Here is a 15,470-nt window from a genome sequence, read left to right on the forward strand (position 1 = left end):
CATTCATTTACTTTAATAAGACGCGTTATTCAAGCGTGTGTTGAGCGGTATTTATAAATACTCCAGATGCTGAAAACACTTAAAATCGTTCCAATGAACGAAAATAATGTGGTTGTCATCCCATTTGGAATCATGAAGCCAATTGGCATCAATCCGATAAATGTTAGAACAATAAAGGATTGATAGACTACATTGATGATATTGATTAGTGGATGGTTAAAGAACGATAAAATGAGCGGTGGTAAGAACAATACGATGGTCATGATTAACGAAATACGAAAGGCTACCGGCTCCTCTAACGAAATGATGTGATCTCCTACTGCATTTTTCGATGCGATGAATAATAATGCCACTGCGGAGCACATTGTTAAAAACACGAGCAATACTTTTCTAAGCATAATTTGACCTCCTTTTTTCCATCATATCATTCTCTCTAAATAAAATGTTTATATTATACTTTAAATAACATTATTTAACAATTGTCAAAATTTTTATATTTTTATTTTTTATCTTTTTACAAACTAAACAGCATTACTCTCTATACCTTACTCACAAAAAACCCCTTCTTAGACTAAAGTCCATGTAAGAAGGGATTTAATATGCAAAACGATACATTTCTCTTTTTTAGAGTGTTATGGATTTAACTGATCAACAAGAGTATAGTTACCTGCTTCGACATAAGTCGTAAAACGATCCAGAATACTTTGCCATGAAGCACGTTGTGCATCCGGATCATTCACTTGATCGTCTTCAAAAATTTCAATCACTTTCGTTCGATGGCGTAACGGAATGAACATGACTTCGACAAGTCGTCCATCTTCTAATTGATAGCGCAAATGCTCTAAGGGTGAGACCTCCTGATACGTACCCAAATATTCGACATATGTCGGACTTCCTTCGCGTTGCATTCGACTTTTAAAATGTCCCTGTTCCATTAATTCGTTCTCGACATGTGTCGTGTACCAGCCATTCGACGATCGATACCATTGCATCATGTGCTGCGGTTCTGTCCACAGACGCCATACGGTCTCGACTGGAGCTGAAATCGTTGACGATATCATTAAAAAATTATCCAACATGTTCCCTCCACTTCAAAGTCTTTATTAGAGAAGTTAATCCTCTTAGATTTTTTCTAAAGATAACTTTCGATAAACTAGTCTAATTTCCCTACTTATTTATCGAAATAGTTTTAAAGAACTAATTAGGGAGGTCATATAAATTATTTTTTCAGGAACTTTATGCCTTATTCATAGTAAAACTAGCAATTTAAAAAAACCGCTCAACCGAGCAGCTCGTGACATTATGGCGAAAAAAATAAAAAAGTGGGAAGTAAGTGGGAACTGACCCCCACTCACCTCCCACAAATCGCTTAAGACTGCGGTCTTTTCCGACGCAAACCATAATATTGATAGAACTGAACTTCGATGTTCCCGTTATAGAGCTTCCGGCGCTTCGTCGCTGGACGACCGTACGCTTTTTCGAACTCAACATACGACGTGATCATGTAAACACTGTAGTATGGGAATTCTTTGTACGCCGTTCCAATCTTACGGTACAACTGATGGACTTCACGTGCGTCCTCCAAACGCTCCCCATACGGCGGGTTCCCGATGATGACACCGAAGTCTTCCTTTGGTTTGAAGTCTGCAGCGTCGCGTTGCATGACGTTGATCGCATCGCGGACGTCTGCGAGTTCTGCGTTTGTTTTCGCGAGTTTGACCATCTCTGGATCGACATCGCTAGCGTAAATCTTCAATGGTTTGTCCCACTCGGCTTTTTCGTTCGCTTCGTTGATCGCATCGAACCACGCCTTCTTCGGAATGCATTTCCATTCCTGTGAGACGAACTCGCGGTTGATGCCTGGTGCGATATTACGCCCGATCATTGCCGCTTCGATCGCCAGTGTACCTGAACCGGTGAAGACGTCGTAGAGCGGCATATCCGGCTTCCAGTTCGTCAGCATCAGCATCGCTGCTGCCATCGTTTCTTTGAGTGGGGCTGCTGAGTGGAATTCACGGTAGCCGCGTTTGTGTAATGCGTCGCCTGACGTATCGATCGTTAATGTTGCGATATCTTTTAACAAAGCAACTTCAATTGGATAACTTGCGCCGGTTTTTGGCAACCATTCCGTTCCTTTGTTGTACTGTTCTTGCATGTGCGAGACGATTGCTTTCTCGGTGATCTTCTGACAGTCACGGATCGAGAACAGCTTCGACTTGACCGAACGACCGTTGACGATGAAGTTCGCATCCCACGGCATCAACTCGTGCCACGGCAGTGCCTTGACTTGATCGAACAATTTTTCGAATGTCGTCGCGCGGAACTCAGCAACGACGAGTTTGATCCGGTCCGCTGTCCGAAGCCACATGTTCAAACGGGGAATGTCCTCCATCTCACAATCGATGTAGACCTTTCCGTCCTCGACCGTACATTCGTATCCTAACGCACGGACTTCTTTTGCGACGAGCGCTTCGATTCCCATCGCCGCTGTCGCGATGACTAAGCGTTTTGCCATATCGCGTTCACTCCTTTATTGTTTCTTCCACTGAATCGTTTCATTGCAATAAAAAAAGAGCCCAGGGTGGACCTGGACTCTCGTTCAACTTAAAAATAACAGCCTATGTGGTCCTGTAAGCCATGTTCTGTTCCTTAGTGTTTCAAACGGTTTGACCCTCACACGCAGGCGACAATCATCTATCTCCGTATTTGCATACGCTCTCCTTCGCGTTCAGTTCCGCTCCGGAAATTCCCCTACCAAATTTGGGTTTCTCGCTCGTGGGGTTTACCTCGTTCCACCTTCATGGTTTCCCATGAAGCTCCGTCACTGTGGCACCTTCAAGAAGTTTCGGCCCTATCCGAAGACTTAGGCGTTCCTTCTGCCGTCAGCTTGACGCTGCCTACACTTATCTTTTTGTGTAGCACGATCACTACAGCCATCGCAGGCTGTGCGAGCATGGACTTTCCTCAAAGCACCGAAATGCCCCGCGATTGTCCGAACCAACATAGTCACTGCTTATGAGTGTAGCGTAGATGCCGCTTTCCTGCAAGAGGCAATTCTCGTTTTATAAACGAAAAAGTTGCGTCCCTGCCTCATTTCACGGTATAGTACAAGAGTTCAGAAGGGGGCATGCAGTATGAAAAAACGACGCTCTGGTACGAACCGGCGAACGGTTCGCAAGTTGACGTTCCTGATCGAGATCGATGAGATCAAGGCACTTCATCTGCGAAACGGCATCTTCGCCTTCTATCGTCAAGGAGAGCTCATCCACGCGTTCGAGCCGTTCAACGTCAAGGCGCCCGATGCACTCTCAAAACGTAGCTATCATTTCGATCAACACGATATCTTGCTTATGAATGAACGTTTCCCTGAGCAAATCCCGTTGTATGATGAAGCAATGACGTTACGCTCTTGGGCCGACCAGGTCGCTTATGGTTTATACCAATTGATCGATTCCAGTCGCTTGTCGTTCGTCCATGAGGATGACACAGGATACAAAATGGAAGCGATGATCACGTGGACTGGAGAGGCATTAACACCTCCGACGCCCGTCTATAAAAAAGGAAAAGACCCGAAGTAACCTTCAGGTCTCGTACAGCGTTTCCCACTCGGTGGGAGGCGCTTTTTTTATTTGACGGTCAGGAGTCGTTCGACCGTTCGCGTATGGCGTCCACCACTCGTCTTGAATACGAGTTTATAGGACCCTTTTTGTTTCAATTGATACGTGAACTTGTGCGTCCCATTTTTTAATTTCGACTGGGTGAACGTTTTAATGACTTTCCCATCTTTATAAAGACGGGTCGTCGTTTTCGCATTCGAATATTCGTCAAAGTAAAACGCGAATAGTTGATTCGGTTTGACTGTTGAAGGGAGCGACACTTTAGAAATTGGCGCTGGAAGCGCCGCTAACATTCCGGCATTCAAGCGACCGACTCCGTAATGTGAACTTGTATCTCCTGTTTTTTTGGTCGCAGCAGCATACAGTTTACTGCGCATCGCTTCATTCGTGACGAATGGATTCTTTGATTTCGCAAGCGCCAATACCCCGCTGACGACCGGTGTTGCCATCGATGTCCCGTCTAAGTAACCATACTTATTCCCAACGATCGTTGAATAAATCCCTTCACCCGGTGCCATGATGTTAAGTCCTTTGCCGTAATTCGAGAACGTCGACGCTCGACCGAGTGTGCCTACAGCCCCAACGGCGACGACTTGACTCATCGAACCTGGGAAGAGCACTTTATTGCGTCCATCATTCCCCGCTGCTCCAACGACAAGGATGTTCTTCGCTTCTGCTTTTTTGATTGCTTCTTCCATGTAGGGATCGAATTCATATTGTCCAAGCGACAGGTTGATGACGTCTGCTCCCTGCTCGATCGCATACAAAATACCGTCACCGATATCAATCGACGCAGCAAAGTCACCATCGAATACGTCGGCTCCGATCAATTTAACACCGGATGCGACACCAATGATCCCTTTCCCGTCTTCCCGTGCCCCGACGATCCCAGCGACGTGCGTTCCGTGATCGTCCGGTTTACGGATGCCCGAGATCGTCGTCGTTTTATAAATGACGTCCTTGAACTCGCGGTGTTTCGTATCGATCGCGTCATCAATGATTGCAACGCGAATATCCGATTTACCACGGCTGTACTTCCAGTAAGTAGGGATCCGTGACTGATCGAGATACGTTTGCTGGAACTGGGCAGAATCCGTCGCTTTCTTGACGTCCGTGATCGGAATCAAGTCGGCATCGATATCCTCTTCTTCGAGATGTGCAAGTGGCTCGACGAGAGAGAATCCTTTTTGTTTCAAGGCACGAATCTCGCTCAGCCCCTGATGCGCCAACCAGTTTTGTTTTTGTTGTTCTGTAAAAGTTGGGTCGTATTGTACGTATTGAGACTGCGCAAAGGCAGACGTTGGCATGGCGACGATTGTCGCTAGTATGAGTAGTGCAAGTTGCTTTTTCATGGGAACCCTGCCCTTCTCTGTTTACGCGCCGACCGAAGAATCGTCTGGACTAAAGCGGAACCGTACCGTCCGGTTCTTCGCTGACTTCAAAAGGAATGATTTTTCCGATCGTCACGTAAGCATAATAGCGTGCAAGGACCGCACGCCAACGCGTTGCATCGATGCCTGTCAGATCTTCACCTAACGGGGACCCGTCGAACGTCTCGAACTGTTGGCAAAAGAACGCTTCCTCTTCTTCATGCCACGTTACTTCTTCGCCGATGAACCCAGTCGAAAAGCGGACGAAGTCCGCAATCGAGGGTCCAATCACTTCTGCCGGCAAGCGTTCGCTCATCCGTCCGACCAGTTCATACCGGTCGCGTTGTGCTTGTTCCGCTTCTTCAATCGAATGACACAGCAGCACTTCACGATTTATTTCTACTAACACGACATAGTCACCACTCGGTAAATTGACGTGAATCATCCCTACACCCCTTGGATTGGATTCGTGCGGCTTCTAGGTGTCATTTTTTCTTCGATAATTTATAATGTCCATTTTCGATCAAATGTTAATTCAATCGGCTCGTTATCTTTCGACTTTAACATAACGACCCGTGTCGTTTCAATTTGATCGAGGAGATCCGCTTGACGAAGAGACTGAATTTCCTTCGACGAACCGGCTTCAATCCGATCTCTGTACGGGGCAAGCAACGCTTGTTGATTGCTTGCGAGCGCGTACCAGGCAAGTCGAGCGAACGGCTCATCTTTTGCTGTCTCGAGCGCGTAGCTCTCGAAGATATCTGGAAGATAACTGCTAAATTGATCGAGGGCGTCGATGCGTTCTGCAACGTCGAGAATCGTCAACCAACTCGGGAGCGACAGCAACGATTCACTTGACCACCAGTCGAGTAAATCAACATGTTCTTTAAGTAATTGCTGTGCTTCTGGACGATCAATCATATGTTGTAGGGTCTGGATGAGTTCGTTCCAGGCAAGCGACCAGTATTCTTCCGATGGATTAGCTGAAAGGAAGAATTGACGATAGACCGTCAGCAATTCCGAAACGTCCGTTAATGGTTCGACTTCCAATCGCTGATTAAAACGGCTAACTGCTTTTGTAAAATAATTTGGTTCAAGCGTTAATGCCATATAGAGTAATTTTGGTGCGTTTTTAATTTCGCCTTGATCGACCGTCTCGAATAATTCTTGAATCCATTCTGGTTGTGGTTGTGTCATAATCCTTTTCCTCCGTCTAGTAAATTTGTTTACTATACCCGAAAAAAGATTAGTTAAATCCTTTCTTCCCTAAATCGCTCCAATTCGATTCGCCGTCTCTTCTGAGCAAAGGACGATCAATGTCCCGTTTTTCGGAATCGTTTCATCAAGTCGCCGATTCAAATCAAGCCGTTTCCCGTCGGATAGAATCGTCACCCCTTCTTCTAGCAAGGCGTGAAACGCATCGCGGTATGTCGCCCATTCCGGTCGTGTCGGAATCGAGAACATCCCTTCACCATCCTTCGTCAATAAGTTCGTCACGACTTTCGTTACGCCAGGATGATGGGACGCGAGGATCGCCATCCGGGCAATCGTCTCGTCACCGAACAACACCTCATCGACCTTGACCTGTTCAAAGCTGTCGAGGTGTTCTTCGAGCATCATCTCGACGATCGTGTAAATGTTCGGATTCGCCCGTTCGATGCTTGAAGCGATCAACAGTGTCCTTCCGTCCGCATGGACCGGTGGAATCGAATGATCAGCGAGGACGATCGCACGGACCGCCTTTTCGATGTGTGCTCGCTCGAGCGTCGACGTCAGCGCCGGATCACCACAGACGTAATGGAACCGGGGGTGACTGAATGGCTCTCGCTCTAGGTCGTCGACGAGGACGACATCCGTATGTTCGAGCAATGACTCGATGACGTGCTTCGAACGCCGACTGTAACCGAAGACGACCGTATGCCCTGTTTCCTTCACTTGTAACAACCCTCTTTCCTTTTGATTACGAATCAACTGGACACCGTCGACCAGTTTTGAGATCAATCCCCCGACGATCCCAATTCCGAAGATGAACACGAAGATCGTCAGAATCCGACCGGTATCCGAGTTCGGGAAGAAGTCACCGTATCCGACCGTAACGACGGTCGTCATCGTCCAGTAGACGGCGCGGAAGTAGGACCCGAACGTCTCCGGCTCAAGCGCATACATGATGCCCGCGACACCGAAGACGAAAATTAAGGACGCATACCCGAGCGTCCGCATCCGTAGAAACGAGACTCTTCGTAAAAAACGTAACCAGACCATGTTTTTTTCATTCCTTTCGAACAATCTGGTCTCTTCCCCTGTCAATAAGGGCGAAGGAGGTGATACACATGACACAAGCAGAAGAGATCAAGACGAGTCTCGTCATCGTCTTCGAGCGTAAGGACAAGGTGACAGCGAACGGTGATGCCGTCGTCGCTCGCCGCCGCTACAACGGCTTACGTTCGAATCTTCCAGCAGACGTCGTCGCTTCGATCGGGCAATCGATCGGTAGCTTACTCGACGGACGCTACGCGCTGACGGAAATCAGCCGTGACTACGCTTTACTGAAGGCATGACCCATCCTCTACATTTCATGAAAGGAGTGACCATTGATGGAACATACGATCGTCCTGACGTTCGATACGGTGACGAAAAAACCGTATCGCTTACGGATCGCTGGTGCGAAGGAGAATGCGACCGTGGCTGAGATCAAAGCAATCGGTGACTTGTTCGTCGCCCATGATCCGTTCATGAACGGTGTCACACGTCTCGCGTCCGCCGAATTGCAAAATAGTTCGGAATCGGCATTCGTCTTGTAAGCTTTTTCAGTCCATCGTCACGGGATTACGTGACGATGGCTTTTTTTTGGTATACTAGAAACATCAACCAGCTGAAAGGAAGTCAATTTATGGCCAAACGCCCACTCACTCCTCGCGAATGCGAACTCGTCGTCTGTAGTCTCTACGTAATGGAACTCATCCCGTTCGAAGGCATCATGGAACGTCTCGAATCCATTACGCTCCGAGACATCATCGGCCCCGTCGCACGTGGTGAATCGACGCGGGAGCAAGCTGCTGACGCGCTTGACCAATACATCAAGGTCCGACGTCGCCGGTTCCGCAACGTCCCACCGGAACATCTGTGGTCGCTTGACGACCGGATTGAACAAGAAGCTTTGCGGATGATCCGCAAGCGTTCGCCGCTCTCGGCAGGAGAAAAGCTCCAGCCGAAAGCCATTCCTCATGAAATGGGGGATACGGTCGAGATGAAAGTGACCGAAATCCAGGATCGCAACAACAAAGTGACCTTGATCGGGAAAGTCGGAAACGTCACGGCGAAGCTCCCGGTCGCGAACCGTCAAGCCTATAAAGGCAATAAGACGATCTCTGCCTGGATCACGGGTGTCGAGAAAAAACCTGCCTTACTTCATCTGTCGACATCCGACTACGGTAAGCATCAGCCGTCAGACGACGTCAAGGCAGCGTACGCAACTGCTGTTGCCGCGTTACGTCGTTATTTCGAGACGAACGAGCTCCCGACGACCGAAGAAGTCGATCTCGCGAAATCACTGTTCCAACGGATGATTCGTCGCGATCAGAATGATTGGTTCACGGTGTACGTCGCGATGGGTCGTCCGCAACTTGATCACGTCCGGCGCTGGGTCAAGGTCATCCAGATGCTCGCCCGCTCCCTACGCGGGGACGAAGAAGCGACACAACAACTTGCTTCGCAGGAAGATCGTTTCTTCAAGGACGCCTTATTGCGTGCCTGTAAAGCAGCAGAGAAAAACTTCACGTCTTGATGCTTTCGCCCTAGAACGTATCGATTCCTAGTCAAAACGAAAAAAACGCTTCGTCCCGGATAAGTTTTTCCGGGACGAAGCGTTTTTTCGTGGATCATTGAACCGCAAAATCATAGATACGCGTTCCTTTTTTACGATTCGCATCTTTGATTTCTCCTTGATACATCAGTTGCTCATTCTTCAGATCGATCACGGACACTTGGAATCCATCGTTTGTCTCGGAAGAGAGATAAAGTTGCATCTCGTCCTTCGAATCCAACCAATCAATCTTTTTCAAAACGAGCGGACTGCTTACGCTATGCTCGGATAATCGTTTCGTTTCCAAGTCGAACATCGACCATTCGATTCGTTTCGTCTCCCCTTCCGGCAGGCGGAAGCCGATGAGATAACGACCGTTCGCATAGGGCGTATAACCGATTTGCTGCTGATTCAACTCCTTGATGGAACGAACGCTCTTCCCGTCATCGAGGAAATAAGATAGTTTAGTGTTCTCCTCATCGCTGTCAGACGGTTGTTCCGTGTAGACGACCTCATTTTGATGAATCGCTAAAAATTGACGAGCGTGTTTAGGCGCTACTGGCTTTTGAAGAACGATCTCTTCAACCCGGTCGCTTGTTAAATCGAGCACAAGCAGTTTCGTTTCCCTTGGCTGATCGACTCGATCGAGTTGAATGTAGACCTTCATCGCCTGTTTATCGACGACACTGGCTTGTATGTCCATCCCCGTCTCAAGTTTTGTATCATACTGAAATGTTTTCTCGAACATCTCCTCCGTCTTAAACGTAAACATCTTAAATTGCAGTTTATTGTGTTTGATCTGAATCGCATACTCTGATTGTCCATCTCCACTTACATTCGTTTCCATATGCGTCGTGAATTCGTAATATTTATCTGGCAAATCCGTCGTGCTATCTTCACGGAATAGTTGTCCGACGTAAGAATTTGACTGTTTTTTGATGTCTCCCTTAGCGTTGACATCATAAATCGTCGAACGCATGCCTTTCGTCTGAAGACGTAAATTAAAATTTTCGATTTGCGAAGGTTTTCCACTGACGGTCTCGAGCGAAAAGTCTGCTCCTTTGATCGACAGCGTGTAGCCGATGTAGCTTCCGATTGTTATGAGAATGATCACTCCATAGATCAGAAGTTGACGATATCGTTTCATGAGATTTCTCCTTTAGACGGATAGACGCGTCTGGACTAACCGCAGATTTTTGTACGACACATATAACGTTAAGAGCACGATGTACCCGAGATAAAATTGCATGTGCAGTTGACTCAAATCGTTCGAAATAGCTGACAATGCTAAGCCCAAGATGATATAACCGCCAATCAACGCAATCCCATGTAATCCGACGAGCAAGAACGCTTTTCCCTTTCGGAACGATCGTTCAAGTAATACTGTCATGAAGACGAACGAGATGACGATGAATGTCATCAGTAAGATGAATAAAATATCACTCGGATACATCGTATAGAACAACTTCATATAGATGGAGTATTCATTGATGCTGGCTGTGACCTGTTGAGCATCTGGTAACAACCATAAGTAGAGATTACGACTAAGCAACAACAGCCCCCACTGAATTCCGATCAAACTAGTCACGACAAGTAAGAGTGCCGTCATTTTCGACCCAAAAATCGCCCGTCGTGATCCCGGTAACAATAGCAATCTGTAGATGTACTTCGTCTCACCTATCCAGTCGCGGTACCAAATCCAGAATGCAAACAGGATGATCATCCCCATTGCTAATACAATGATGGAATCGTAAAAATCCGTTGCCTGTGCGAATGTCAACGCACCACCTGCTCGCGCAATTGCGTCCATTTCTGATATCTGTTCAATCCGCATCGTTTTCTCGATCGTGCTTTGATAATCGTAAATTTGATAGAGCAGAGACGCGATTTCCGCGACGATCAAGCCTGAAATCAACAACACCTGTAATTTCGTACTTCGTTTCAGTTCTTCATTCGTTAATAACAACCAACGTTTCATCCTTGATATACCTCCCGCATCCGGTCCTGGACCGATTGATGATGACTGCCGCGCAGCTCATCCGTCTCTTTGACTTCAACGATCTTTCCGTCCCGTAAGAACAACACTCGGTCGATCACCTGCTCGACTTCAGCGATTTCGTGAGTCGTCATCAGGATACTCCGTCCTTCCATGAACTCACTTGAGAAAATCCAGGCAATCTGTTCCTTCATGAACAAATCGATTCCCGCGAGCGGTTCGTCGAGTAATATGTATGGACGATCGAGGGCGAATCCTAAGACGAGATTGAACTTCGCTTTGTTCCCTTTTGATAAGTTCGCCATTTTATCCGTCGTAAACAGCTGGAACGTCTGCAGTAACCGTTCCGCTGTCTCTTGATTCCAGTCTGGATAATGATCTGCCATATATGCGAGCGCTTGTCCGATCGTCATGTAGCTCGGCATCGTCTGAAGATCAGGCACGAACGCAATTTTGTCGCGCGATGTTTTACCGTCGACCGTCACCGTACCGGCATCCACCGGAATCAGACCGAGAATTGCTTTTAGGATCGTCGACTTCCCTTCCCCGTTCAAGCCGATCAAACATGTCACTTCGTTTAGACCGACGGAGAACGTCACGTCAAGTAAGACGTGCTTTTTTCGTCCGTATCGCTTCTGTAACCCTTTTACCTCAAGCATCGGATTCACCCTCCTTGATTATCACCATTGTATTAAGACAATAGTACATCCGTTAACTGTATGGTACATGCCATACAGTCTAGCGTCAACTTGTTTTTTTCCTGCCATCATCCAGAAAATGAAAAAGAGCCGGACAATCCTGTCCGACTCCGCGAGTATTCGACTTCGTTTTTGCTTTTTAATTTATGAAAGAAGAGAGACGTTTTGTTCACTCGAAATCGCTTCCTAAGGAAAAACAAGCAGGAGCGACCTTGCAACGAAGTGAAGCGGCGCGATGCTTGTCCCAGGAAAACGATTCGAGATGAACAAAAAAGTGCACGCTGTTTTCACGACGTCGAATTCTCTCGATTCGTTGATTAAAAAAAGAGAGGACATCCTAACGGACGCCCCCTCTGAAAACGTGACTGGTGCTTCAATAAATATCAATCGTTGACTCCAGTGCCCGGCATGTCCGACGCACGGTCGGTAAGAAGTCGGTCCGTTTTGCGACACCGCCTTCAATCTGGACATGCTGAATGCCTTTCGTCCGCTGCATCGCTGTTAAGACGGTGACCAGCTCGATGAACCAATTCGAGATCAGTTCGACGACCTGTTCGTCAAAAGCGGCAGCGCCATACACATCATACCCGTTCTCGCAGAGATGGTTCGGGAAGCGGGCTTTGAACCGATGAATCAAAGTGTCCGTCGTCGGAATTAAAAATTCGTTATAGACGACACGTTGTTCGGCATCAAGCGTTTGTTCTGTCACACCATCCATCATCAAATGTGGCTGATTGCCGATATTCAATGTCCAACTCGTCTTCTTTCGCTCGCCAGTGGAAGTGATCGTTCGCATGGTTTCATCCATCTCCTTTTGATGTGTAAGCGTTTACCTTCTCATTTTACCTGTCATTTGACCTGTTCTGCAACCGTCAACTTGACCATTTTAAACGATGACTTCGCTTGACATTCAGTCTACCAAATTCAACGCTCTTTGACGATGTCAGGAATTAACATCGTCCTTGTAAATGTAGACAGCAACGAGATCGATCAAGACATGGATGATGATCAGCGGCCATAGCGTCTCGAGCGCTAGATACAAGTAGCCGAATCCCGCTCCGATCAGTCCTGTCACGAGAATCGCGAACCACCCTTGATAACGATGGGCAATCCCGAACAGGATGGCACCGATCCAGACGAAGCTGACTTCTGAGAACGGTAAAAATAATCCGAGCGTATGGAAGAGAAACCCGCGATAAATCAACTCTTCCGTCACTCCTGCCATCAGCGCGACCATCTGAAACCCGGTCCGTTCCTCTTTCGTTCGCGGCAGAATCAGTCGCTCCGCCTCACTTTGATAAAGCGGCAACAATCGTTTGCGAAACGCTGGAACAGTCGCCGTCAAAAGTAAGACGAAGCAGAGAAGGACGATCAGTCCGATCGTCGCGTACCAGACCGGACCACTTGGGACAAAAAACGTCAAGCCGATTTCCGGCAACCGTGTGCCGCTGATCAGCGTTCCGCCGACGAGCAACAGACATAAGATACCACTCGACTGGACCATCGAGGGATAAAATTCCTTGCGTGGGACGATCGTCAAATCGACCGGTCGGACCGCTGCGATGATCGAAAGGACGACGAGTAATCCGAGTAAAAACCCATTTACGAAGAGATACATGACTTCGACTCCTTTTTTGATTCCACACTCCCGTCACAGAAAGTGCTATTAGACCCTACTAAAATATGATACCATTCAGTGGAATCCTAAACAGAGGAGAGAACAATATGCGAAAAGTTTTTCGAATCAGCATCTTGTTCGTACTGTTCGCTCTCATCGTCAGCAGCTTCATCTACTGGCAAAATCGGGAACGTGTTCAAAATGAAATGTATCGTACGTATTATGGACAGCATGGCGTACCTGCCGAGAACATCGACATCTACGAACAAGCCGCGGCACGTTACGGCATCGACTGGAAGCTGCTCGCCTCCATTCATCGCGTCGAGACAATCTTCTCCAACTCGTCAGCGATGCAATCGTCCGTCGGCGCTATCGGTCCATTCCAATTCATGCCGAAAACATGGGTCGGTTGGGGATACGAAGGTGGCACGTCGCTCGGTGACATCGAGCATGACGGCATCGACGTGACGGATCCGGAAGCCATCGAGAAATATGGTGGTCTCGGAGTGGACGCGGACGGCGACGGGAAAGCTGACCCGACGAGTCTCGTCGACAGCGCCCACACGGCAGCGAAATATCTGAAACAACACGATGTCACGAAGACATCCGACCGAGACACGCTCGCAACAGCACTGTTTGAATACAATCGCAGTGAACAATATGTTTCTGACGTGCTCGCCCAATACGATCGTTACCAGCAACACGTCGAGGCGATCGATGCGAACGACCTCGACCTCAAGAAGAAGACACTCGCGTTCTTCCTTCGCATCAGCTCACGTTTGACCAATTAAAAGGAGGCACCACCCATGACACCAGCCGATTCTTCCGAACTCTTGATTGAGGAATCGTCGATCCGCGTCCAGACGACGTTTGATCGAGACAAGACGAAACGCTATTTACGCAGCTACATCTTTGACGACATCGCAGAAGGGACGCACGTCGCCGCTTTAATCTACACACCACGGACGACGGACGCCTTTCTCTCTGGAACGACGACACAACGTGCGTACAATTTGATGAAGAAGTATGTCAATGACCCCGTCAAACAATATGACATCATCAGTTTGATGCCGGACCTGCTCGTCAGCGAGGATCTGCCATTCGCTCAAGCGAGCTTCGATGAGACGAACTATGCGTTCGTCGCGAAGACACTTGCTGAAGTCAAAGCAAAAAATGGCGTCGTCCTCTGTGGCTGGGGATCGCCTGGTCGCCTGATGCACCACCTGCCAGCTTACGAGGATCTATTCAATGAATATGCCGACATCTTGTACTGCTCCGGCATCACGAACAAAGGCGAACCGAACCATCTACGCTTGACGATGGACGATAGCCCGATGATCACGTATAACGATATGAAACAAAAAGCGAAAAAGTTGCGTCGTAAATGACGCAATGGACCCTTCCATAACGGCAAGGGTCCTTTTTTTGAAACATTTTCCATCAACTTCGCGTATAATCAAAGTCTACATACTACATAGTAAAGAAGGTCATACGATGCCATTTTGGGATAAAGAGTTACGAGAAGAAACGATGATTTCAGTCAAAGAAACAGACATTCAACGAATCGAGCAAGCCGTCAACGGTTCACTCCCCGTCCGTTACCTCGAACAAATCCGAGAACAAAACGGTGGTGCCCCAGAAGCCATGGCCGTAATGGTCGAGTTCAAGAATACATGGTCGGACGAAGAAAGCGGGTTGCACCTCCCACTCCGCTCCATGACGTCATTGACATTCGAACGATATCTAGACGAATTGTCGATCCTCCGGGAATGGGATGTCGAAGGAAACGTCATGATGTTCGCGGAAGGAGAAGGGAGCTATTTTTGGTACTTCCACTTCACGGAGGCTGCTGAGCCGACTGTCTGGTGCCTCGATATTTCGGATGAAACGACCTATTTTGTCGCGGCGACCTATGACGAGTGGTTAACGAAGCTGAGTACCGATGTTCCGGAAGTCGTCATGCCGGATGTTGTATTTCTGACGTTACCTGAAATCAAGGACATTCTCCGTAAAGATGACGAAAACGAAAAACTTCTCGCATACTCCCACTGGATGATTCTCGATGAAGAACAGGAAGAACTCATCGAAGCGTTCATGACACTGATCGAACGAAACGACCAGCCTGATTTCCTCGACTCTTATGCGTATTACCTCATGGAAGTCTTGACGAACAACCCGGAGTTGTTAGAACAGAAACGAGATGACGTCACGACCTTGATCCTCAGTAAAGGTGACGATCTCGATGCAGAAGACTTGCTATCTTGGATGGATGAAGAGATAGACGAAGAGTTCTGACCTCAACCAGAAAGCCAGTATTCCTCGTCCATATGGATGACGAATACTGGCTTTTTCGCATGCCTATCCAATCG

General features: G+C 47.7%; 19 protein-coding genes and 1 other RNA gene. 7 read left to right on the plus strand and 13 right to left on the minus strand.

What is annotated here, in order from left to right:
• Nucleotides 1-29: 29 nt before the first annotated feature.
• From KNQ14_RS08205 to rnpB, 4 genes are all read right to left on the minus strand, one after another.
• Nucleotides 30-398, minus strand: a complete 369-nt coding sequence (locus tag KNQ14_RS08205) for a hypothetical protein (protein ID WP_214860604.1) — start codon at nucleotides 396-398, stop codon at nucleotides 30-32.
• A gap of 234 nt (nucleotides 399-632) precedes the next feature.
• Complete coding sequence (locus KNQ14_RS08210) at nucleotides 633-1,079, minus strand: SRPBCC domain-containing protein (protein WP_214860605.1); 447 nt, start codon at nucleotides 1,077-1,079, stop codon at nucleotides 633-635.
• Nucleotides 1,080-1,369: 290 nt separating this feature from the next.
• The gene (locus KNQ14_RS08215) at nucleotides 1,370-2,515 is read right to left on the minus strand and encodes a THUMP domain-containing class I SAM-dependent RNA methyltransferase (protein ID WP_023467925.1); all 1,146 of its coding nucleotides are present in this window, start codon (nucleotides 2,513-2,515) and stop codon (nucleotides 1,370-1,372) included.
• 111 nt (nucleotides 2,516-2,626) lie between these two features.
• An RNA gene (gene rnpB, locus KNQ14_RS08220) (RNase P RNA component class B) lies at nucleotides 2,627-3,000 on the minus strand.
• 134 nt (nucleotides 3,001-3,134) lie between these two features.
• Here rnpB and KNQ14_RS08225 point away from each other — a divergent pair.
• The gene (locus KNQ14_RS08225) at nucleotides 3,135-3,578 is read left to right on the plus strand and encodes a hypothetical protein (RefSeq protein WP_029341396.1); all 444 of its coding nucleotides are present in this window, start codon (nucleotides 3,135-3,137) and stop codon (nucleotides 3,576-3,578) included.
• 47 nt (nucleotides 3,579-3,625) lie between these two features.
• Here KNQ14_RS08225 and KNQ14_RS08230 read toward each other — a convergent pair whose 3' ends face one another.
• From KNQ14_RS08230 to KNQ14_RS08245, 4 genes are all read right to left on the minus strand, one after another.
• Nucleotides 3,626-4,969 (minus strand): S8 family peptidase, encoded by a 1,344-nt coding sequence (locus KNQ14_RS08230; RefSeq protein WP_214748052.1) that lies wholly within the window; start codon nucleotides 4,967-4,969, stop codon nucleotides 3,626-3,628.
• A gap of 49 nt (nucleotides 4,970-5,018) precedes the next feature.
• Nucleotides 5,019-5,432, minus strand: a complete 414-nt coding sequence (locus tag KNQ14_RS08235) for a hypothetical protein (protein ID WP_023467922.1) — start codon at nucleotides 5,430-5,432, stop codon at nucleotides 5,019-5,021.
• A 59-nt stretch (nucleotides 5,433-5,491) separates the two neighbouring features.
• Nucleotides 5,492-6,184: a hypothetical protein gene (locus tag KNQ14_RS08240; protein ID WP_023467921.1), complete on the minus strand. Its 693-nt coding sequence runs from the start codon at nucleotides 6,182-6,184 to the stop codon at nucleotides 5,492-5,494.
• A gap of 69 nt (nucleotides 6,185-6,253) precedes the next feature.
• Nucleotides 6,254-7,249 carry a potassium channel family protein gene (locus tag KNQ14_RS08245; protein ID WP_251138341.1) on the minus strand — a complete coding sequence of 332 codons (996 nt, stop codon included), beginning with the start codon at nucleotides 7,247-7,249 and terminating at the stop codon, nucleotides 6,254-6,256.
• Nucleotides 7,250-7,317: 68 nt separating this feature from the next.
• On the opposite strand from KNQ14_RS08245, the gene KNQ14_RS08250 reads away from it, so the two are divergent.
• The 3 genes from KNQ14_RS08250 (at nucleotide 7,318) to KNQ14_RS08260 (ending at nucleotide 8,771) form a co-directional block, all read left to right on the plus strand.
• Nucleotides 7,318-7,545, plus strand: a complete 228-nt coding sequence (locus KNQ14_RS08250; RefSeq protein ID WP_023467919.1) for a DUF1659 domain-containing protein — start codon at nucleotides 7,318-7,320, stop codon at nucleotides 7,543-7,545.
• A 36-nt stretch (nucleotides 7,546-7,581) separates the two neighbouring features.
• A complete protein-coding gene (locus KNQ14_RS08255) occupies nucleotides 7,582-7,788 on the plus strand; it encodes a DUF2922 family protein (protein ID WP_029341392.1) in 207 nt (68 codons plus the stop codon).
• An 89-nt stretch (nucleotides 7,789-7,877) separates the two neighbouring features.
• Nucleotides 7,878-8,771, plus strand: a complete 894-nt coding sequence (locus tag KNQ14_RS08260; RefSeq protein WP_214860609.1) for a hypothetical protein — start codon at nucleotides 7,878-7,880, stop codon at nucleotides 8,769-8,771.
• Nucleotides 8,772-8,865: 94 nt separating this feature from the next.
• On the opposite strand, the gene KNQ14_RS08265 is transcribed toward KNQ14_RS08260, so the two are convergent.
• From KNQ14_RS08265 to KNQ14_RS08285, 5 genes are all read right to left on the minus strand, one after another.
• A complete protein-coding gene (locus tag KNQ14_RS08265) occupies nucleotides 8,866-9,936 on the minus strand; it encodes a hypothetical protein (protein WP_214748049.1) in 1,071 nt (356 codons plus the stop codon).
• Between the two features lie 12 nt (nucleotides 9,937-9,948).
• The gene (locus KNQ14_RS08270; protein ID WP_214860610.1) at nucleotides 9,949-10,767 is read right to left on the minus strand and encodes a hypothetical protein; all 819 of its coding nucleotides are present in this window, start codon (nucleotides 10,765-10,767) and stop codon (nucleotides 9,949-9,951) included.
• Nucleotides 10,764-11,444, minus strand: coding sequence for an ATP-binding cassette domain-containing protein (locus KNQ14_RS08275; protein ID WP_214860612.1), 681 nt, complete (start codon nucleotides 11,442-11,444; stop codon nucleotides 10,764-10,766). The genes KNQ14_RS08270 and KNQ14_RS08275 overlap by 4 nt, the downstream gene beginning before the upstream one ends.
• A 412-nt stretch (nucleotides 11,445-11,856) precedes the next feature.
• Nucleotides 11,857-12,291, minus strand: coding sequence for a hypothetical protein (locus tag KNQ14_RS08280; protein ID WP_251138342.1), 435 nt, complete (start codon nucleotides 12,289-12,291; stop codon nucleotides 11,857-11,859).
• A 135-nt stretch (nucleotides 12,292-12,426) separates the two neighbouring features.
• Nucleotides 12,427-13,101 carry a CPBP family intramembrane glutamic endopeptidase gene (locus tag KNQ14_RS08285; RefSeq protein WP_214748041.1) on the minus strand — a complete coding sequence of 225 codons (675 nt, stop codon included), beginning with the start codon at nucleotides 13,099-13,101 and terminating at the stop codon, nucleotides 12,427-12,429.
• 107 nt (nucleotides 13,102-13,208) lie between these two features.
• Here KNQ14_RS08285 and KNQ14_RS08290 point away from each other — a divergent pair, with 107 nt between their 5' ends.
• The 3 genes from KNQ14_RS08290 (at nucleotide 13,209) to KNQ14_RS08300 (ending at nucleotide 15,396) form a co-directional block, all read left to right on the plus strand.
• Nucleotides 13,209-13,892 (plus strand): lytic transglycosylase domain-containing protein, encoded by a 684-nt coding sequence (locus KNQ14_RS08290; RefSeq protein WP_058704753.1) that lies wholly within the window; start codon nucleotides 13,209-13,211, stop codon nucleotides 13,890-13,892.
• A 15-nt stretch (nucleotides 13,893-13,907) separates the two neighbouring features.
• Nucleotides 13,908-14,489 (plus strand): DUF1643 domain-containing protein, encoded by a 582-nt coding sequence (locus KNQ14_RS08295; RefSeq protein WP_214860614.1) that lies wholly within the window; start codon nucleotides 13,908-13,910, stop codon nucleotides 14,487-14,489.
• 106 nt (nucleotides 14,490-14,595) lie between these two features.
• Nucleotides 14,596-15,396 (plus strand): SMI1/KNR4 family protein, encoded by an 801-nt coding sequence (locus tag KNQ14_RS08300; protein WP_214860616.1) that lies wholly within the window; start codon nucleotides 14,596-14,598, stop codon nucleotides 15,394-15,396.
• The last annotated feature ends 74 nt before the right edge of the window (nucleotides 15,397-15,470 follow it).

The sequence above is a fragment of the Exiguobacterium sp. s161 genome, from assembly GCF_018619045.1.
Taxonomy (GTDB): Bacteria; Bacillota; Bacilli; order Exiguobacteriales; family Exiguobacteriaceae; genus Exiguobacterium_A; species Exiguobacterium_A indicum.